Below are 19,121 nucleotides of genomic sequence, written 5' to 3' on the forward strand. Positions count from 1 at the left end.
TTGTTAATTTATAATTTAGAGGCCACTTCTTCATAAGAAAAGGCTTCAATGATATCTCCTCTTTTGATATCATTGTAATTTTCCAAGCTGATCCCACATTCAAACCCGCTGGGTACTTCTTTAACATCTTCCTTAAATCGTTTCAAGGAAGCAATTCGACCCTGATGAACCACGACCCCGTTTCGAATGAGACGAATTTCGGCGTTTCGGACCATTTTACCCGAAAGGACTCGACACCCGGCGACCATCCCTACTTTAGATATGGAAAAGACTTCTTGAATTTCGGCCTGTCCCAGAATCACTTCTTTATAGGTAGGTTTGAGGAGTCCTTCCATAGCCTTTTTCACATCCGATATGGCATCGTAAATAACACTATACAGGCGAATATCTACTTTCTCTCTTTCTGCCGATATTCTTGCTTTGACTTCGGGTCGAACATTAAATCCCAGGATAATGGCATTGGAGGCTGAAGCTAACATTACATCTGTTTCAGTAATGGCTCCCACTGCGCCATGGATAACCTTTAGCCGGACCCGTGGGGTACTTAATTTCTCCAGAGATTCCTTGATAGCTTCTACAGAACCCTGGGTATCTGCTTTGACCACTAACCTTAATTCTTGAACATCTCCTTCTTGAATCTTTCGGTATAGATCTTCCAGAGAAACTTTAGCCGATTTTGAGAGTTCTTCCTCCCGTTGTTTTTCTTGACGGCTTAAGGCAATTTGACGTGCTTTACGTTCATCGCTGACAACGATAAAGGAATCTCCTGCAGAAGGTACACCGGTCAGGCCAAGAACCTCTACCGGGGTAGAAGGACCCGCTTCTTTGACTTTGTGACCCATGTCATCGATCATGGCCCGCACCTTTCCATAGTAGAGCCCGCATACAAAAGGATCTCCAATTCGCAAGGTTCCATTTTGCACCAGGACGGTTGCAACCGGGCCACGTCCTTTATCTAATCGAGCTTCTAGAATAGTTCCTTTGGCAGGCCTATCCGGATTGGCTTTGAGCTCCATGATTTCAGCCTGAAGCAAGATCATCTCCAGCAGAAGATCCAGGTTAATACGCTGTTTGGCGGATATTTCCACGAAAATGGTATTTCCTCCCCAGGCCTCGGGCAACAAATCATATTTAGTCAATTCATTTTTAACGCGCTGAGGGTCGGCATTGGGTTTATCGATCTTATTGATGGCCACAATAATGGGAACTCCCGCTGCTTTTGCATGATCAATGGCTTCTATGGTTTGAGGCATCACGCCATCATCTGCAGCTACCACCAGGACCACAATATCGGTAACTCGGGCTCCTCGGGCCCGCATCGCCGTAAACGCCTCGTGACCAGGTGTATCCAGGAAAACAATCTCCCCTTTATCCAATCGAACTTTGTAAGCTCCAATATGCTGGGTAATCCCGCCAGCTTCTGTAGCGGCAATCCTGGATTTTCTAATGGCATCTAACAAAGAGGTTTTACCATGATCTACATGGCCCATAATGGTTACAACCGGAGGCCTTGGTTTCAGTAAACTTTCATCCTCCTGCTCACCGGGGAACAATTTCTCCCCTTCTAAATCGATGGATTTTACGTTGAAACCAAATTTATCTGCAACCGAAACAGCCGCATCGATATCTAAGATCTGATTAATATTGGCCATGATTCCCATCTTAATCAGGGACTTAATAACTTGAGGAGGTGGAACTCCCATTTTTTCTGCTAATTCTTTCACCGTGATAGCTTCTGTCATTTCAATGGTAGGTCTTGCAGGAGGCGTTGGTTTATCGGGTTTTTTCGTTTCTGGTTTTACGTCCGGCTTTACCTCGGGTTTTATTTCCGGCTTTTTTTCCTTTACAGCCTCTGCCTTCACATCTTTCTTTCCCTGGACCTTTTTCTCCTGGACCTTGAGAGTCTCTGGTTCTTGAGTTGGAGTGGGCTTTACAGCTACTTCCATTCCCTTTTTAGTCTCAGCCGAGGAGCTAAATATATCCATGATTAGATCCGCCGTATCACTATCTACCGAACTCATGTGGCTGGTGACCTCGATCCCTTCCCCCTGGACTAGCTTTACAAGATCCTTGCTGGCGATTCCAAGCCTTCTAGCAAGATCATAAAGTCTCACGTTTTTTCCCATAATGCATCTTCCCTCCTATCCCTACAAACTAAGGCTGAGAATCCGGAGGTTCAGGGGGCTTTATGAGCTCCTGAGCGCTGTGTAGGATCCTCTCTGCTATTTCTCTTTCATTACCTAAAACTTCTGATAACTTTTCAAGCGAACTTCGGGCAATTTCTTTGGCAGACAAAAACCCTGCTTCGGTTAGTTGCCTGGCAATCTTTGGGTTCATCCCGGGAATTTGTAAAAACTCTTCTGGAATTTCCGCTTCATTTTCAGCTTTTTCCAATTTATCCTTTTTCCCTGATTCCGGTTTGATCACGACCCGCCACCCGGTCAACTGAGTAATCAACTTTATATTCTGCCATTTTCTTCCAATAGCCAATGAAAATTGATCATCGGGTACGATAACCTCTACACAATGTTCCTCTTTATTGACCGAAGCATGCACCGCTTTAGCCGGGCTTAAAGCCCGGGTAACCAGGATGGCCGGATCTTCATCCCATTCAATAATGTCGATCTTTTCTCCACGGAGCTCCCTTACAATCGATTGAACACGTGAACCTCGCAATCCTACGCAAGCTCCAATAGGATCCACATTTTTATCTAAAGATATCACTCCAATTTTAGCTCGAACTCCTGGCTCCCTTGCAACCCCTTTAATTTGAACAATCCCTTCTGAGATTTCGGGAACCTCGATTTCAAAAAGTTTGGTTAAAAACTCCGGACAGGCCCTGGATAAAACAACCTGAGGACCTTTACTTCCCATCTTCACCTCTTGAATATAAGCCCGAAGCTTCTCCCCCCGACGATAAAATTCTTTAGGTAACTGTTCTTTTTTAGGTAAAATGGCTTCTGCATTTCCCAGGTCTACAATAATTAAGTTTTTTTCAACCTGATAAACGGTCCCTAAGACAACTTCCCCTTCACGGGCTTTATATAAGTTATAAATTTTTTGCTTCTCAGCCTCTTTAACTTTTTGAATAATAATTTGCTTGGCCCTTTGGGCAGAAATACGCCCAAAGACCGTCATATCTGCCGGTAATTTAATGTCTTCTCCTTCTTGAACTTCCGGTGAGATTTTCCTGGCTTCCTCCAAAGAGATTTCTACTTTTGGATTGGTAACCTCTTTAACAACCTTCTTAATACTGAAGAGCTGGATTTGGCCACTTTTCTCGTCATATTCTGCCTTGAAATTATACCCGGAATTATACTTTTTTCTGGCTGCCGATTCAATGGCGGCTTCGACAGCTTCTATTAAAATATGGATAGGGAGCCCCTTTTCTCTCCCTACCTGTTCTAACGCTTGTACTAATTCGCGGCTCATGGTCTCCCTCCAGTCCTTCTCTTTAGGAAAGTCGATCTCCTCCCACCTAAAATTCAACTTCTAATCTAGACTTCGAGATATTCTCATAAGGTATTTCGATCTCTTGGTTTGATTTGGTCCTAATCCGTACCTTGTCATCCTGCATACCCTGCAAGTATCCAGAGAAGACCTTCTGTCCATTAATGGAAGAGAAGGTTTTTATTTTCACTAATTTGCCTTGAAATCGAAGATAATCCTCTTTTGTCTTCAAGGGCCTATCTAATCCAGGAGAAGAGACTTCTAGTGTATAAGATCGGTCGATAATATCTTCAATATCCAGCAGAACCTCAACCTCCCGGCTGACTTTTTCACAATCCAAGAGGGTAACTCCACCCGGTTTATCAATAAAAATCCGAAGATACCAGATTTTACCTTCTTTTTTAAATTCAATATCCACCAGCTCCATCCCCTCAGATTCCACAACCGGAGTCACTAAAGTTCTTACGGAGTTAATTATCTCGTTCTTCATACCTTACAAACCTCAAACTCTTTTTAGAGAGACAATAAAAAAGTGGGCTTTTTGCCCACTTTTAAGTGAAAAACTTTTTTATAATAAAAATTACTATATCTGATTTGCAATTGCAAGGAGAAAATATAAATTTTTCACTTCGCTTCTCTAATCTTTAGAAGAGATTAAGAATGCGGGAGTGTGGAGGTATGGAGGTATGGAAGTGTGGAAGTATAAAAAATAGACTCCCATACTCCCCTACCTCCCTACTTATCCCGGGTTAATACCAGGTAGGTAAGATCTGATAAGATTTGCTTGGCGGTGCAGTCTTCAAATTCCTCCAGATAATCCCTGGCCATACTTGCGTATTGTTTAGCTTCCTGTAAACTCAATTCAATGGCGTTATACTTATGAATAAGATCCAGGACGGTTTTAAAATCCTCTTCTTTGAGTTCTCCAGAGTTTTGAATCACGTGTTCTAAAAGAACCCTTTCTTTAGGGGTGGCCTTCTCTAACAAAATAAGAAGGGGAAGGGTGACTTTCCCTTCCTTTAAGTCTGTTCCTGGAGTCTTACCAAACTTCTCGATAGGGGCAATAAAATCTAAGGTGTCATCGGTAATCTGGAAGGCAAGTCCCAGGTGGAGGCCGTAATTTCTTAAAGCCAGTTCTTTTTGTTGGGTAGCCTTCCCCAAAATGGCTCCCAACTGACAACAGGCTGAAAAAAGATACGCTGTCTTTAATTTGATAATTTCTAAATAATCAGCCCGTTGCATTCGGATATCTCGACTCCGAATCGATTCCATCACTTCTCCCTCGGTCATCCGCATGGTCAAATCCGCAATCACCCGCATAATGTTCATATCTCCGTCATGGACCGCAAGGAGCATGGACTTGGAGTAAAGGAAATCTCCTACAAGAATCGGAAGCGTATTGCCCCATACCGAATTGGCCGAAAGCTTTCCTCTTCTTAATTCCGCCCGGTCAATCACATCGTCATGGAGTAGCGTGGCGGTATGGATGAATTCTACCACGCTCCCTAAAATATATTTTCTTTTACCCCGGTAGTTGGAAAGCTCTGCACTTAGCAATACTAAAGCCGGACGTAAGCGTTTACCGCCACTTTTACAAATATGCCGGCCAATTTCCGTAATTAACTCCACATCCGATTGAAGTTGCCGTTCAATCTCAGCTTCTACTTCCTGGAGATCCTTCTGAAGATCTTTAAATAGCTGGTCAAGGGTCATCTATCACCTCGGTGATCTTTGCAGGAAACCTATTAAGTGTCTGAAAGATAAAGGGATTTCTTCTAAAGATTTAAGTTAAATATATGTGAAATTTACCCTCCGTCAATAGGGTTTCCCGTCCTTTACAGAATTTTTTTAAAAATCCTTGACAACTCACCGAAGAGATGACTATTTATTATTAGTAATAGTAACTACTCCTAATAAGGAATAAGGAAAAAGTTAAGAATGAAAATGAAAAATAAACGAACTCGGCTAACGCGCCAGCGCAAAATTATACTGGAAACCCTTCAACAAACAAGGTCTCATCCAACTGCTGACTGGATCTACCAAAAAGTTCGGGAACAACTTCCTCATATCAGTTTAGGGACGGTTTATCGTAACCTGAACGTTTTGAAAAAGGAAGGTAAAATTCTAGAGCTCAAATACGGAAAGGATGTCAGTCGCTTTGACGCTTTAACCACAGATCATTACCACTTTACCTGTGAAAAGTGTCATAGGATTTACGATCTGGATGTGGCCTTGAACAAGGATCTGGAGCAGATGGTTGCCCAGAAGACCGGTTTCAGTATTACCTATCATCGGGCCGAGTTCTATGGAATTTGTTCAGATTGCCAAAAGTCTGATGCATCCAACTAACTTATAAGGATGACTCGATCTGGTACCTTCAGAGAGGGATCTGTCTCTAACTCCTTACTTCGGAGGCAGGTTTGCTCTAGAGTAAGGTTACCAGGTAGGAGTATCTTAATTTAAAGAAGAAGGAGGGAGAATTTCATGAATAAATCACTCAAAGGAACCAAAAGTTTAGAGAATTTAAAGGAAGCTTTTGCCGGGGAGTCCCAGGCCAATCGGAGATACTTATATTTTGCTCGAAGGGCTGATATCGAGGGATATCCTGATATCGGTGGACTTTTCCGAGATACTTCGGAGGCTGAGACGGGCCATGCCTTTGGTCATTTAGATTTCTTAAAAGAGGTCGGTGATCCGGTCACAGGAGTTCCTATTGGAACTACCGAGCAAAATCTCCGATCGGCTATAGAAGGGGAAACCTACGAATATACCCAGATGTATCCGGGATTTGCCAAGGTTGCCCGTGAAGAAGGTTTCCAGGAGCTTGCCGAATGGTTTGAAACCCTGGCCAAAGCAGAAAAATCCCATGCCGGAAGATTCTCCAAAGGGCTTGAGAAGATAACCGGTAAGGAACCTGCGGCAGCCATCTAACCACAGAAGAGAAGTATAAGAGAGTAGGAGTGTGGGGGTTCGGGGGTATGGGAGTAGGGGAGAAATTCTATATTCCCATACCCCCTACATTTTACACCTATGGGGTTTGATTTTAGCTCAAGGGAATTCTGGAATGAATCGGCTTTGGAAAAAGAAATTCGCCGGGTATTCGATATCTGCCATGGCTGCCGGCGTTGTTATAATCTTTGCCCATCTTTTTCCGATCTCTTTAATCGCATCGATGAGGAACGGGTGGATGGAGATGTAGATAAATTGGATAAGGAGGATTTCAAACAAGTTACAGACCTTTGCTACCAGTGTAAACTCTGCTACAACCACTGCCCCTATACGCCCCCACATCGATGGGATATCGATTTTCCCAGACTTATGCTCCGGTCTAAAGCCGTTCATGGAAGGTATCAGGGAATTACCTTCCAGGATAAAATTCTAGGGAGAACCGATCTGATAGGTCGAATAGGAAGTACCTTTGCTCCGGTGGTTAACTGGGTCAACCGAAATAAGATTCTGCGACGCCTCATGGAGAGATTTCTCGGTATTGCAGCAGAAAGAAATCTCCCCCCTTATCATCGAGATACCTTTGTGGCGTGGTTCCAGGATCGACCTGTTCGTTTGCGGCAACCCGGCGTTGGTACAAAGGGTAAGATCGCTTTATTTTACACCTGCCCGGTTAATTACAATTACCCGGAGGTCGGAAGAGCCAGTGTGGAAGTTTTGGAAAAAAATGGGGTTGCAGTTAGCTGCCCGGAACAGAAGTGCTGTGGCATGCCTTATTTAGATGGGGGAGATATCGATTCGGCCCTTCAGAATGCAAGATTTAATGTCAATTCCCTCCATCAAGCAGTTCGAGATGGCTATATCATCCTTTCTCCAGGACCTACCTGTACCTATATGCTTAAACAGGAGTATCCTGTTTTAGTTGGAACCCCAGAAGCCAGGGAGGTTGCCCAAAACACCTATGATATTTGTGAATATCTGATGAAATTGAAAGAGCAGGGGAAGTTAAATACCCGCTTTACCCAGGCTGTCGGAAAAATAGCCTACCATCTCCCCTGTCATCTAAAAGCTCAAAATATCGGATTTAAGTCCAGAGATCTGATGAAGTTGATTCCGGGAACAACCGTTGAGCTGCTGGATCATTGTTCTGCTGTGGATGGAACCTGGGGATTAAAGAAGGAATATTTTAAACTTTCTCTCAAAGTAGCTAATCCTCTTTTAAAAGGCATCCAACAACTCCAACCCGATGCCGTAGTTACCGACTGCCCTCTGGCAGGGCTTCAAATTCAATACGGAACCGGCATTAAACCACTTCATCCGATTGAAGTATTGAAGAAGGCGTATGGAATTTAAGTCAAAGGTAGGAAGCCGGAGACAAGAGGTAAGGAGTGAGATTTCTTATTTCTTGCTTCTTGCCACCGGCTTCTTAAGTTTCGGTGAAAAAGATAGAGTTCGGAGACATTAAAAACATTCTGGAATACGAAAAAATTCGAGATGCGTTCCGTAATCATCTGATAGTACTTAAAAAGAATCGGCGAATTCAGGTGGGGGATCTTATCTCCTTTCTGTTTGAAAACCGGGAAACCGTCCTGTTTCAAATTCAGGAAATGATGCGTGCTGAGCGAATCGTAGAAGACGCTAAAATCCAGGAGGAAATCGATGTCTACAATGCCTTGATTCCTGATAAAGGAGAACTCAGTGCGACCATGTTCATTGAAATAGATGAGAAGAATAAAATTAAAGAAGAGTTGGATCGGATGATGGGGATCGATCAAGAAGGGACTGTCTATTTTAAAATTGGTGAGCAAGAAAATGTACCTGGATTTTTCGAAGCCGGACACAGCAAAGAGGATAAAATCAGTGCCGTTCATTATGTTCGGTTCCGATTTACTCCGGAGCAAATAGAAAAGTTTAAAAACGAGCAGGAAGAAGTTTTTCTGGTCATAGATCATCCGAACTACCGGCAAAGGAAAGAGGTTCCCTTGGAAGTTCGAAGAGAGTTGATAAAAGATTTACTTGAAGAGGAGTGAGCACGTTGGGGAGTGGGCGGTTAGATATTTTCATTGCCCACCAACCGCCGGCTCTGACTCACTTTTATTCACAAACCAGGCAATCGAACGTCTTAATCCTTCCTCTAAGGTGACGGTCGGGGAGAAGCCTAAAATCTGTCGTGCCTGGGAGATATCGGCCAGAGAATGGCGAATGTCCCCAGGTCGTGAAGATTCATAAACAGGCTGGATATTCTTCCCTAAGAGGGTATTCAAGGTTTTGATTAATTCATTCACAGTAATCCGCTTTCCATAGGCAATATTAAAGATCTTACCAGGAGCCTCCGGCGCCTTTATGGCCAGGATATTGGCCTGAACCACGTTCTCTACATAGGTAAAATCCCGGGACTGCTCACCGTCTCCATACACTAAAGGGGGTTTGTTGACCAATAGGGCGTTGATAAATCTGGGAATGGCAGCAGCATACTGGGAAGTGGGATCCTGTTTTGGACCAAAGACATTAAAATACCTTAAACAAACGGTCTCCAATCCATGGATTTTATAGTAAACTTTGCAATAGTATTCACCAGCCAATTTGGTAACGGCGTAGGGAGAAAGTGGATTGGGAACGGCATCCTCCCGTTTGGGAAGTAGGGGACTGTCTCCATAGACCGAAGAGGAGGAACTGAAGATAACCCGCTTGACCCTCATTTGTCTGGCTGCTTCCAATACGTGGAGTGTTCCCTGGATATTAACCTCATTGGAGGTAATGGGATCCTGGATGGATCGAGGAACTGAAGGAAGCGCACCCAAATGAAAAATAAAATCAACCGCTTCCGCAGCTTTTCGAACCGTTTCAAAATCTCTCAAATCTCCCTCTATAAATTGAATATGGGAAAGGATGGAAGAAATATTCTGCCGTTTACCGGTCATAAAATTATCTAAAACGCGTACCCGATAATTAATTTTTAAAAGAGCTTCTACCAGGTGGGAGCCTATAAACCCTGCTCCCCCCGTTACCAGACAGGTAATCACTGAGAATTCCTCCCTATTCTTTCGGATATTTATACTTAATTAGGGTTAATTCATTGCCCCGGTCATTATAGACTACTTCGTCCATGCTTAACCTCATAAACAAGATCCCACGCCCACTCATTTTAAGAAAATTTTTGGGATCAGTGGGATCCGGTACTTCTTGAACTTTAAATCCTTCTCCTTCATCTTTTATAACAATTTTAATCTTTTCGGTATCAATATCCACCTGAATTTTAACTTTTTTACTTTCATCCCCTTTATTTCCATGTTTAATCGCATTGGTAACCGCTTCATCAATGGTTACCGGTATTTTATCCCTTAGTTCCCTTTCATTATATCCCATGAGCCTGGCTTCCTGAATGATGTTATGGGAAATACCCTTAATAAACCTGATCTGACTGGGTATCTCCATATAAAGCGTTCGCGTCATAAAAGGAATCAGCTCTTCACTCTCGAAGGATAACTCTTTAAGCCGAGAAGCCCGCCAGACTACATCGAGGATTTCTCTGGAGTCGGGAGGTTTTCGGAGGAAGTTAGTTGCCCCAAGATTAAGCGCCCGAATCGCCGTTTCTATGGTAGTTTCACTGGTAATCACAATAATAATAATATCCCGATTAATCTCTTTGACCTTTTGGAGAAGCTCCAGGCCATCCATTTCCGGCATAACCACATCGGTGATCACGATATTAAAGGCGTTATTAAGCCGCTGACTTTCTTCTATGGCTTCTAAGGCTTCTTTGCCGTTGGAAGCCGTTTCAATCAAATAGCCCTCCTTTTTAAGCAGATCCCGCAGGTAAAACCGCATGGTTTTACTATCTTCAACCACAAGTATTCTGGGTGTTGCCATAGAACCGAGATTATCTCCCTTTCTCCTTTTGGCTAATGGCCTGAAAAGATGGTTATAAGAATCTTTTACGATCCACAATGAATTCTCCCCAGATTAGTCTAAACTGGTAAATAAAGTCAAGTCTTTTTTGATAGCTTCCTGTTTCCCGCGAAATTTTGAACTTGACGACTAAGGTAAAAACAGATCTAATTTTTATAGTTAGAATGATCCGGTTAAGGAAAAATAAAAAGGGTCCAGGTTCATTTATTCAGCTGACTGAATACATTACCCAGGCCGACGTGTTTCTGACCCGGGAGGAAGCTCTCTTTTTAAAAGAGAACTATAAAGATTATTTATCTATTTCTCCGTCCTTCCACAAAGAAGGATGCTATGATTTAACTCCCCGACATTATGTGGGCCATCTGGTCTTACCTACCGGACGAACTTTAGTGATAGTTCCCAAATTTAGCTTATTGAACCTGTTTTATCTCCTGACTTACGCCTATGATCTGGTGGATTTCAGATCGGATTGGGTTGGATACGAGGAATCCTCGGATCTTTTGGAGGTTTTGGTAAAAATTTTTGTTGAAAGCACCGGGGATCTTATCCGAAAGGGTCTCTATAAAGCCTACCTGGCACAGGAAGAAAATCAAAAATTTATTCGAGGAAAGATTTTATTTCCGGCTCAGCTCAAAGAAAATCAATGGCGAAAAGATCGAATCTATTGCCAGTATGCAGAAGCTACCCCGGATGTTTTAGAAAATCAAATTTTAAAGTTTACCACAGCGCTTTTGTTCCTGCCTGCTTATCACCATACCGATCTTGTTGAAAAGCTTAAGGCCAACTACAAGCATCTGAATGGAGTTTCTTGGGTTCCTGTTTGGGCGGAGGATGTATCTCGAATTGCTTACAATCGACTCAATCAACATTATAAATCTGTCCTCTCCCTGTGCGAGTTGTTTTTACAACATATCTCCATCCGGAATTATACAGGGGACATTCCCTTTTTTTCTTTTCTTCTGGATATGAATCGAGTTTTTGAACGGTTTGTTGCCGGAGCGCTGAGAGAGAAGTTGGCGGATTATCCTTCTTTAAGCTTAAGCTACCAAGAATCCAGATGGTTAGATCGGGGGGCCACGCGGAGTTTCTCACCCGACCTTATTCTGTATGAAAAAGATGACCCAATTTTGGTTTTAGATATGAAATATAAGCGTAACAACGACCCTACGCAACGGTCTGGTAATTCTATGGAATTACCCCGGGACCCTTTCCTCTCTTTTCAAAAAGACCCGGATAGCGAAGATATCTATCAAATTCTTGTTTACTGTCAGAGTTTAGGGGTAAAAACCGGGGTTCTCCTTTATCCCGAACCCATAGACCAAGAATTGGAAACCTGGTATGGTGTTACGGTTCAAACTTGGGGCGTAGGCCTTCAAGGGAATCCCCTCGAAGTGGAGGAACATATTAAAAATCTTACCAGGAGGATTTTAGAGATTGTTCGCAGGAACAAAAAGGTCATTTCGGGTTCGCAGGTTTTTTGAGAAAATTTTTGTTTGCAAGCTGGACATCCAGGATATAAATTGAGGGGTTGAAATAGGAAATAGAAGATATTTGATTTTAAAAAAGTTAGGACAAAAAAGGAGTCTATCTTTATCCCTTTAAAGAGGATAGACTCCTATTTTTTTGAGGTAGCTGGAGATGTATGGTGCTGATTAAACGCCCGAGAAATGTAAGCTCTTCCCGGGCTGCTGCGATGCTGTATGGAGACTGGGGAACCAGTAAGGCCTACGTAACAGGAATTGCCTTTGCCCTGGCCGGTTACTCTTCTTTCTATCTTATTCTGGCCATGGCCCTTCTGACTACCCTCGTAGGGATTAATTACATCTGGATCTGTAAATACTATCCCGATGGAGGTGGGGTTTATTCTTCGGTTAGAAATCGTTCACGTACTTTAGCAGTTATTGGCGCCCTTCTTCTAACGGCGGATTATACCGTAACCGCTTCTCTGAGTAGCCTGGATGCTTTTCATTATTTAGAGTTCCCGCACCCGCATTGGTGGGCTATAGGTTCCCTGGCTTTACTTGGGGTTGTGAATATTTTTGGACCACGTCATAGTGGTGGAATGGCCATATTCCTAGCGGTTCCTACTGTTCTGGTAGTTGCCGTTCTCTTGGGAGCTTCTTTATCCCATTTATCGGAAGTCCAATTAACTCCTTTGAGTGGAGGATTCCTGAATAACTGGCTTAATTTTGTGGGAATTGTTCTGGCACTCTCGGGAGTGGAAGCCATTGCCAACATGACCGGGGTGATGAAATTAGATCCGGGCAGTACCGAAGACAACCCTTCCGTCCATAAGACAGCCAGAAATGCTATTCTTCCTGTACTGATAGAGGTCACCGTATTTACCACAGCTTTAGGACTTATTATGCATGCCGTTCCCAATCTATCGGATCACACGGAAGACATGATTCGTTTTCTAGGGGAGTATTATATCGGAGAGGGTTTTGCCAATGTGGTCAGTATTGTTTTTGGATTGCTTCTTCTGTCAGCCTGCAATACGGCTATTGTGGGAATGATCGCTGTTTTCTACATGATGTCTAGAGATGGAGAAATGCCTCAAGCTTTCAGCCGCCTCAATAAATATGGAGTTCCCTGGATTCCTCTTCTGCTGGCCACTATAATTCCCATTTTAGTTCTTCTCTTTGAAAGTGATTTAACCCACCTGGCGGCTTTATATGCCATTGGCGTTGTGGGAGCCATTACCATCAATCTGGGAGCTACCGCCACGAATTTTCAACTCGGGTTGTCTCCCCTGGAACGGGGGGTCATGCTGGGAACTTTTGGTTTGATGGCCTTCATTGAAGCTACCATTGCCTATGAAAAGCGAAATGCCCTAATTTTTGCGGTAATTATGTTGACCACCGGGCTGGTCATCCGATATGGCGCCAAGACTTACGAGCGAAAACGGCAGATGGCTGTTTCAGAAAGGATTCCCACACCTACGCCTCATCTGGTTTCTACAAGGCCGGTAACTTCCATCCTGGTAGCGGTTCGAGGCGTTACGGATACCTTGCGCTTTGCAATCGAAGAGGCTAAATTGCGTCAGGCTACCTTGTATGTGCTTTTTATCAGGGAAATAGCCATCAGCTTATTGCCCAGTGTTGCCAAGCTTCCAGAGGATAAAGAAGCCCAGGAAGTTTTCTCAACGGCTAAAGCCCTCAGTAATGGACTCAAAGTCATTCCGGTCTATGCAGTCAGCAATTCCCCTGCAGAGGTTATCCTCGATGAAGCCGCTACCCTGGGTGTTGATTACTTAATCCTCGGCAGTTCTACACGGAATGCCTTAGTCAAGCTCCTTAAGGGAAACGTCATTGAAGAGGTCGCCAGACAACTTCCTGAAGAAATTAAGTTGGTTATTTACGGCTAATTGTAAATCCTTAAACCCTAGATCCTGAACCTTGAACCGAGGACAACGGACAGATGTCCGTGGTTCGTGGTCCAGAGAGGATATATGCCTAAGTTTTCTGAGCGAATGAACTTACTGGGAACAGAGTCGGCTTTTGAGGTTTTGGCCAAAGCAAAAGCTCTGGAGCGCCAGGGCCGGGATATCTTACACTTTGAGATAGGAGAGCCGGATTTTGATACCCCTGAACATATTAAGGAAGCAGCCATCAAAGCTTTAAGGGAGGGTTATACCCATTACTGCCCGGCTCCTGGAATCCCTATACTTCGAGAGGCCATCGCAGAACATATCTCCAACACCCGTAAGATTCCCGTTAGTCCAGAAGAAGTCGTGGTCACCCCTGGAGCAAAGCCGATCATGTTCTATGGCATTATGGCCTGTGTAGATCCGGGGGATGAAGTTATTTATCCCAATCCCGGATTTCCCATCTATGAATCGGTGATTAACTTCGTAGGCGCCAAACCTATTCCGGTTCCACTCCTGGAAGAGAAGGGATTTAGCTTTGATATGGAGGTCTTTGAGAAAAGTATTACGCCCAAAACCCGTATGATTATCCTGAACTCTCCCCAAAATCCCACCGGTGGAATTCTTTTGGAATCGGATTTGAAACGAATTGCAGAAATTGCCAGGGAAAAAAATATCTGGATTTTATCCGATGAAATTTACGATCAGATTTTATATACCGGTCGGTTTGTGAGTATTACCAGCCTGGCGGACGTAAAAGACCAGACCATCTTACTAAATGGATTTTCTAAGACCTATGCCATGACAGGGTGGCGACTGGGATACGGGGTCATGCCGAAAAAGCTGGCAGAGCTTGTGACCCGATTGATTATCAATTGTAATTCCTGTACGGCCACTTTTGCTCAAATGGCGGCTTTTGAAGCCTTGAAGGGTCCTCAAGACTCGGTTGCCAGGATGGTAGCCGAATTCAAACAAAGGCGGGATCTCATCGTATCCGGGCTGAATCAGATTCCGGGCATAAGCTGTCAGGTTCCCCAAGGGGCTTTTTATGTATTTCCCAATGTGAAGAGTTTTCAAAAACCTGCCAGTCAACTGGCCGATTATCTTTTAGAGGAAGCCGGTATTGCCGTTTTATCCGGTACCGCCTTCGGAAAGTATGGGGAAGGTTATCTACGTTTTTCCTATGCCAATTCCCAGGAGAATATTAAAAAGATGTTAAAACGTTTGGAAGAAGCCCTGGCTCGTTTCAAATAAAAAAGGTTATTTGGTGTTTGGATAGTAAACCTCCGGACGGTATACCTTTGTGGAAAGGTTCATCCACCCAAGGTCCCGAAGGAATTAAGGAATAAAGGGGCTCAACCCCTCCAGGAGATCCCTGGGATCTTAACCCAAGGTCCCGAAGGGAACGGGGTTTTTTCCTGCTTAAAGGTCCCTCGTGGCCTCCGGTGGATCCATTAAAATCTATGCAAGAAAAAGGAAGAGTCGCTCTCATTACAGGTGGAGGAACGGGTATTGGCCGTGCTTCAAGTTTGGCCCTGGCCCGCCAGGGGATTCAGGTAGCCATCAATTATTCTAAATCCGCTCGAGAAGCCCAAGAAACCGCTCAAGAAGCCGAGAAGATGGGTGTTTCAGCCATGACGATTCAGGCAGATGTTTCCAAGGATGCAGAAGTTCGAGCCATGGTCAAAAAGGTTATGGATACCTGGGGACGTATCGATATGTTGATTAACTGTGCCGGATGGTCCCAGCGAACCCCCTTTAATGACCTGGAAGCCCATACCGAGGAGCTTTGGGACAGGAATCTGGCTATTAACCTCAAAGGTGTCTTCTTTTGCTCGCGGGCGGTAGCCGATATCATGAAGCGTCAGGGACAAGGTGCTATTGTCATTATAGCCTCGGTAGCCGGAATTACAGGAGTTGGAAGTTCCATTGCCTATGCTGCTTCAAAGGCCGGGGTTATTTGCCTGACCAAATCTCTGGCTAAAATCTTAGCCCCCGAGGTTCGGGTCAATGCCATTGCCCCAGGGCTTGTAGAAACTCGATGGATTGAGGGCTGGGCCGATGCAGATGAAATACGCGATCAGACCCTTAAGACGACTCCTTTAAAAAGGATTTCAACCCCTGAAGATATCGCAGAAGCCGTCTGTTTTCTGGCAACTGACGCCCGAATGATTACCGGCCAGGTTCTGGTAATCGATGGGGGAAAAATTATGTAAGCTTTCTTGGTTTGCTCTGTTCTGCCCGGATGGATTTCAGATTCTGGTAATCCAGGACAGAAAGACTCTGTAAGGGTTGATGTTCCGGGTCTGTTGTTTAGAGCCCAGGCCTTGCTAATGTATCCCCGGCCAACAACGGACCCGGAACTACCGAGGGCTTTTCAAATTTATCTTACCATCTCATCAGGTTCTCTTCCGATCTGGTAAATTTTTTCGCTTGACTCGGTAATCTCTGCGGTAGCCGTATCGACTTCTACCTTGATCTCCTTGCCACCCTCTCCGGAGGTTCTCACATCAAATTCATAAACGGCCCTGCCATCCGGCTTCATTTCATACTCGGTTTGCAGAATCTTACCGGGGTAGGTAGTGAGTACCACTTTCTTAGCCTCGGCATCGGTTACCTTTATCCTGGCCTTGAAAAGCGGGTCTCTTAAATTAACTTCTCGATCTTCTCCCACAATCTCACCGGTATTTGCATGGCAGGTATACTCCCATTCTGTGGTATCGTTATCTCTAATCTCGATTTCATAAGCCGGACCGTCTTTTTTAACCGTAAATTCCAACTTTTCAATGTCTCCAGCCCGCTTGGTCAGGGCTGCTCTCAGACAGGTTTCCATACTTACTTTGGTTTCCGGCATTTTGAAATCTTTATTCATGGCCACAACAGGACCTGTAGATAAAACCATAACCCCCCCAAGCAGCATTTTTTTAAGGATTCTCATCGGATTAACCTCCCTTCTTTGAACGCGGAGCGCAAACTCAAAGGGTTCTTTAGAACCCTTTCCGAATCCGCGCTATTAAAAAACTTATTGATTTCCATAGATTCGTTTGTACTCTTCATAATACCATAACACCCGTTGAACGTATTTCTTGGTCTCCCGATAAGGAATACCGGCAATGAACATCTCAGGGTCTTCTCCAGACTGTTGCCGCAACCAGGCCTCTACCCGATCCTCTCCAGCGTTGTAACTGGCAATGACCGGAACAATATTCCCTTTAAACCGGATTAAGAGTTCTTCCAGGTAAGAAACCCCCAAAGCAATGTTCAATTCGGCATTCAGGAGCATCTCCTCAGAAAACTGGGTAATCCCCATGTTTTGAGCCAGCCGGTTGGCGGTGCTGTAAATAAGCTGCATCAATCCAGTCGCAGCCGCAGGGGAGCGTACATCAGGATTAAATTCGCTTTCCGCCATCATAATGGAGTAAACCAGAAAAGGATCGATCTGAGGGGTGGTATATCGCCTGACTAATTCTTCATATCCAAGTGGATAAGCCATTTTCCAGAAGTTACCGGGTACTGAGGAATCTCCTCGACGCAGCCAGTCTGAAAAATATTGTCGGGAGAATTGAACCAATTTACGGTAATTCCGGGCTTCGTAATACAGTTCAAGCAATCGGTAAATTTCAGAAGATATCCTCATCTTATTTTCGCTCTGTAAAGCCTTTTCCAATTCCCGGGCAGCTTCCTCATAAAGGGCCAGTTTCGTAAGCTCTTGGGCTTTGAGAAGTTGTTGACGATAGGTGGTTGAGGAGAGCTGATTGGCGGTCGGTTTTAGTTTGAGTTGCCCGGGAGAGTCTGGATTTTGAACCTTGAGATTTTGAAGCCCCGGGTGTTCTTTGAAAAGAGAGGTCAGATGGTCTAAACTTCGGATACCGTAGTAAGACCTGGGATGGGTAAGATGGGCTCTCTGGAAAAACTCTACGGCTTTTCTCCAATCTCTCAACTTTTCAGAAGCCCTCCCGGCCCAATATAAGGCTTCTTCGTAGTAATAAGAATGCGGGTATTTACGTATAAGTTCTATCAGAATATTCCGGGACTTTTGATACTCTCCAGATCGGTAGTAGATCCAGGCACTTCGCCAGAGGGCATCCTCCTGGCGAGGGCCTCGCGGGGATCTTTTTAAAAAAATTTCATAGGTACTCAGGGCCTTCTTGAAATTCTGTTGGTTTTCTTCATAGAAGGTCCCGAGCAAATAAAGGGTATCTAAGGTCCATTTATCGTGGGGATAGGTCGTATTCAGTTTCTGATAGATTGTTAAAAATTTATCTCCATTCTCCATCCGAAGATAGATTCTGGCCATGAGATTTAGTACTCGAGGGATTTCTTTATTCTGAGTATAACGGGTCAGGAAGTTTTCGAAGATTTTGAGGGCTTCCTCGTTTTCCCGGAGGTTATAGGCTATTTTCCCTGACAGGAGAAGGGCTTTTTCCAAAAAAGGGCTTTCAGGAAATTTTTTAATCAGCCGGTTGAGGGTCTCTTGAGCCTGGGAAAATAAATTTAAGTTGTAGAGGCGTTCCCCCTCCTGGTAGAGTTCCTGATCATTCCATTCAGGTTCTAAAGTTGGATACTGGGCATAGATTTCTTTTTCCCGCTTATAGGCCTGGGCTGCCCAGAATGAGTAAGGATAGCTTCTCTGCAGGTTTCGGTAGGTTTCCAGGGTAATCTTAAAGCTATGCTGCTCTTCCAAAAGACGGGCCGAGTCCCAAAGGGCTTTGGGAGCCAGGGGGTGATCTGAAAATTTTTTAGAAAATTGGATATAGGCCGCGACAGCTTCCGGGTATTTTTTTAGAAGTTCTAAAACCTTTGCAATCTGAAACCGGGCCTCCGCCTGGAGAAGACTGGAGGGGTAGCGATCGATCAGAGTTTGATAAGCCTGGAGGGCTTCAGGATAAAGTTCTTGTTTTCGATAACTTTCTGCCAGGTAATATTGGCCGTAATCGTTCAGGATAAAGGAAGGAATCCGGGTGATTAAAAGATTCCAGACTTCAGAAGCTTTTAAGAACCTGCCCTGCTGGAAATAGAGATACCCGGCCAGGAAGAGAAACCGGGCTTTCCAGATCGGATCTTGCAGGTGGGAAAGAGGGGTGTTTTCTGGAGAGGTCGTAGGAGATGCCTCTACGCTGTTCAAGGTGTCCTGGAGTCGAAATAGATACGGTTCCAGTTCCTGGAGAGCCTCTTGAAAGTTGCCCTTTTTATATTTGGCTATCAAACTCTGCAGGAAAGGTTCTGGTTCGGGGAATGTGGCTTCTCCGGAGTAGGGATTCCCGGACGGATCTGTTGGGGCTGATAGGGCCGGTTCCAACCTGAATAGATTAAATAAGATAAGCAGGAAAAAAATAAGATAGTATCGATGATATTTTTTCATAGAGCCTGCAATGATTTAAGGCTGGTATTATCCAGATAAGGGGACTTGAATTTTAATCTAACTTAGAAATAGGTATTTAAGTTGTCA

General features: G+C 44.2%; 16 protein-coding genes. 8 read left to right on the forward strand and 8 right to left on the reverse strand.

All coding sequences use genetic code 11. The features are described 5' to 3' along the window. Nucleotides 1-8: 8 nt before the first annotated feature. From infB to VNM22_22760, 4 genes are all read right to left on the reverse strand, one after another. Nucleotides 9-2,126 carry a translation initiation factor IF-2 gene (gene infB, locus VNM22_22745; GenBank protein ID HWP49991.1) on the reverse strand — a complete coding sequence of 706 codons (2,118 nt, stop codon included), beginning with the start codon at nt 2,124-2,126 and terminating at the stop codon, nt 9-11. Between the two features lie 28 nt (nt 2,127-2,154). After that, on the reverse strand, nt 2,155-3,432 hold the full coding sequence (gene nusA, locus VNM22_22750; GenBank protein ID HWP49992.1) for a transcription termination factor NusA: 1,278 nt from the start codon (nt 3,430-3,432) through the stop codon (nt 2,155-2,157). A gap of 46 nt (nt 3,433-3,478) precedes the next feature. Then, the gene (gene rimP / locus VNM22_22755; protein HWP49993.1) at nt 3,479-3,940 is read right to left on the reverse strand and encodes a ribosome maturation factor RimP; all 462 of its coding nucleotides are present in this window, start codon (nt 3,938-3,940) and stop codon (nt 3,479-3,481) included. 245 nt (nt 3,941-4,185) lie between these two features. Beyond that, a complete protein-coding gene (locus VNM22_22760; protein HWP49994.1) occupies nt 4,186-5,163 on the reverse strand; it encodes a polyprenyl synthetase family protein in 978 nt (325 codons plus the stop codon). Between the two features lie 225 nt (nt 5,164-5,388). Here VNM22_22760 and VNM22_22765 point away from each other — a divergent pair, with 225 nt between their 5' ends. From VNM22_22765 to VNM22_22780, 4 genes are all read left to right on the forward strand, one after another. Next, on the forward strand, nt 5,389-5,799 hold the full coding sequence (locus tag VNM22_22765; GenBank protein HWP49995.1) for a transcriptional repressor: 411 nt from the start codon (nt 5,389-5,391) through the stop codon (nt 5,797-5,799). A 135-nt stretch (nt 5,800-5,934) separates the two neighbouring features. After that, nucleotides 5,935-6,381 carry a rubrerythrin family protein gene (locus VNM22_22770; GenBank protein HWP49996.1) on the forward strand — a complete coding sequence of 149 codons (447 nt, stop codon included), beginning with the start codon at nt 5,935-5,937 and terminating at the stop codon, nt 6,379-6,381. A gap of 144 nt (nt 6,382-6,525) precedes the next feature. Then, on the forward strand, nt 6,526-7,749 hold the full coding sequence (locus VNM22_22775; protein ID HWP49997.1) for an anaerobic glycerol-3-phosphate dehydrogenase subunit C: 1,224 nt from the start codon (nt 6,526-6,528) through the stop codon (nt 7,747-7,749). A gap of 83 nt (nt 7,750-7,832) precedes the next feature. Continuing rightward, nucleotides 7,833-8,426 (forward strand): DUF3501 family protein, encoded by a 594-nt coding sequence (locus VNM22_22780; GenBank protein HWP49998.1) that lies wholly within the window; start codon nt 7,833-7,835, stop codon nt 8,424-8,426. A 30-nt stretch (nt 8,427-8,456) separates the two neighbouring features. Here the strand turns inward: VNM22_22780 and VNM22_22785 are convergent, their stop codons facing one another. Both VNM22_22785 and VNM22_22790 read right to left on the reverse strand, forming a co-directional pair. Next, nucleotides 8,457-9,419: an SDR family oxidoreductase gene (locus VNM22_22785; GenBank protein HWP49999.1), complete on the reverse strand. Its 963-nt coding sequence runs from the start codon at nt 9,417-9,419 to the stop codon at nt 8,457-8,459. A 13-nt stretch (nt 9,420-9,432) separates the two neighbouring features. Continuing rightward, nucleotides 9,433-10,266: a response regulator gene (locus VNM22_22790; GenBank protein HWP50000.1), complete on the reverse strand. Its 834-nt coding sequence runs from the start codon at nt 10,264-10,266 to the stop codon at nt 9,433-9,435. 203 nt (nt 10,267-10,469) lie between these two features. Between VNM22_22790 and VNM22_22795 the strand changes: the two genes are divergently transcribed. The 4 genes from VNM22_22795 to VNM22_22810 all read left to right on the forward strand — a co-directional run bounded on the left by VNM22_22795 (nt 10,470) and on the right by VNM22_22810 (nt 15,888). After that, nucleotides 10,470-11,786, forward strand: coding sequence for a hypothetical protein (locus VNM22_22795; GenBank protein HWP50001.1), 1,317 nt, complete (start codon nt 10,470-10,472; stop codon nt 11,784-11,786). 161 nt (nt 11,787-11,947) lie between these two features. Then, the gene (locus tag VNM22_22800; GenBank protein ID HWP50002.1) at nt 11,948-13,672 is read left to right on the forward strand and encodes an amino acid permease; all 1,725 of its coding nucleotides are present in this window, start codon (nt 11,948-11,950) and stop codon (nt 13,670-13,672) included. Between the two features lie 84 nt (nt 13,673-13,756). Beyond that, nucleotides 13,757-14,926, forward strand: a complete 1,170-nt coding sequence (locus VNM22_22805) for a pyridoxal phosphate-dependent aminotransferase (protein HWP50003.1) — start codon at nt 13,757-13,759, stop codon at nt 14,924-14,926. A gap of 209 nt (nt 14,927-15,135) precedes the next feature. Further along, the gene (locus tag VNM22_22810) at nt 15,136-15,888 is read left to right on the forward strand and encodes a glucose 1-dehydrogenase (GenBank protein HWP50004.1); all 753 of its coding nucleotides are present in this window, start codon (nt 15,136-15,138) and stop codon (nt 15,886-15,888) included. A 167-nt stretch (nt 15,889-16,055) separates the two neighbouring features. Here the strand turns inward: VNM22_22810 and VNM22_22815 are convergent, their stop codons facing one another. Both VNM22_22815 and VNM22_22820 read right to left on the reverse strand, forming a co-directional pair. Then, nucleotides 16,056-16,610, reverse strand: a complete 555-nt coding sequence (locus VNM22_22815) for a PepSY domain-containing protein (GenBank protein HWP50005.1) — start codon at nt 16,608-16,610, stop codon at nt 16,056-16,058. An 84-nt stretch (nt 16,611-16,694) separates the two neighbouring features. Continuing rightward, nucleotides 16,695-19,034: a tetratricopeptide repeat protein gene (locus VNM22_22820; GenBank protein HWP50006.1), complete on the reverse strand. Its 2,340-nt coding sequence runs from the start codon at nt 19,032-19,034 to the stop codon at nt 16,695-16,697. Nucleotides 19,035-19,121 lie beyond the last annotated feature (87 nt).

The organism is Candidatus Limnocylindrales bacterium, from assembly GCA_035559535.1.
GTDB lineage: Bacteria > Moduliflexota > Moduliflexia > Moduliflexales > JAUQPW01 > JAUQPW01.

Excerpts from the sequence above, each read along its gene's own strand:
- infB (HWP49991.1), bottom strand. The coding sequence starts at position 2,126 with ATGGGAAAAAACGTGAGACTTTATGATCTTGCTAGAAGGCTTGGAATC.
- nusA (HWP49992.1), bottom strand. The coding sequence starts at position 3,432 with ATGAGCCGCGAATTAGTACAAGCGTTAGAACAGGTAGGGAGAGAAAAG.
- rimP (HWP49993.1), bottom strand. The coding sequence starts at position 3,940 with ATGAAGAACGAGATAATTAACTCCGTAAGAACTTTAGTGACTCCGGTT.
- VNM22_22760 (HWP49994.1), bottom strand. The coding sequence starts at position 5,163 with ATGACCCTTGACCAGCTATTTAAAGATCTTCAGAAGGATCTCCAGGAA.
- VNM22_22765 (HWP49995.1), top strand. The coding sequence starts at position 5,389 with ATGAAAATGAAAAATAAACGAACTCGGCTAACGCGCCAGCGCAAAATT.
- VNM22_22770 (HWP49996.1), top strand. The coding sequence starts at position 5,935 with ATGAATAAATCACTCAAAGGAACCAAAAGTTTAGAGAATTTAAAGGAA.
- VNM22_22790 (HWP50000.1), bottom strand. The coding sequence starts at position 10,266 with ATGGCAACACCCAGAATACTTGTGGTTGAAGATAGTAAAACCATGCGG.
- VNM22_22795 (HWP50001.1), top strand. The coding sequence starts at position 10,470 with ATGATCCGGTTAAGGAAAAATAAAAAGGGTCCAGGTTCATTTATTCAG.
- VNM22_22800 (HWP50002.1), top strand. The coding sequence starts at position 11,948 with ATGGTGCTGATTAAACGCCCGAGAAATGTAAGCTCTTCCCGGGCTGCT.
- VNM22_22805 (HWP50003.1), top strand. The coding sequence starts at position 13,757 with ATGCCTAAGTTTTCTGAGCGAATGAACTTACTGGGAACAGAGTCGGCT.
- VNM22_22810 (HWP50004.1), top strand. The coding sequence starts at position 15,136 with ATGCAAGAAAAAGGAAGAGTCGCTCTCATTACAGGTGGAGGAACGGGT.
- VNM22_22815 (HWP50005.1), bottom strand. The coding sequence starts at position 16,610 with ATGAGAATCCTTAAAAAAATGCTGCTTGGGGGGGTTATGGTTTTATCT.
- VNM22_22820 (HWP50006.1), bottom strand. The coding sequence starts at position 19,034 with ATGAAAAAATATCATCGATACTATCTTATTTTTTTCCTGCTTATCTTA.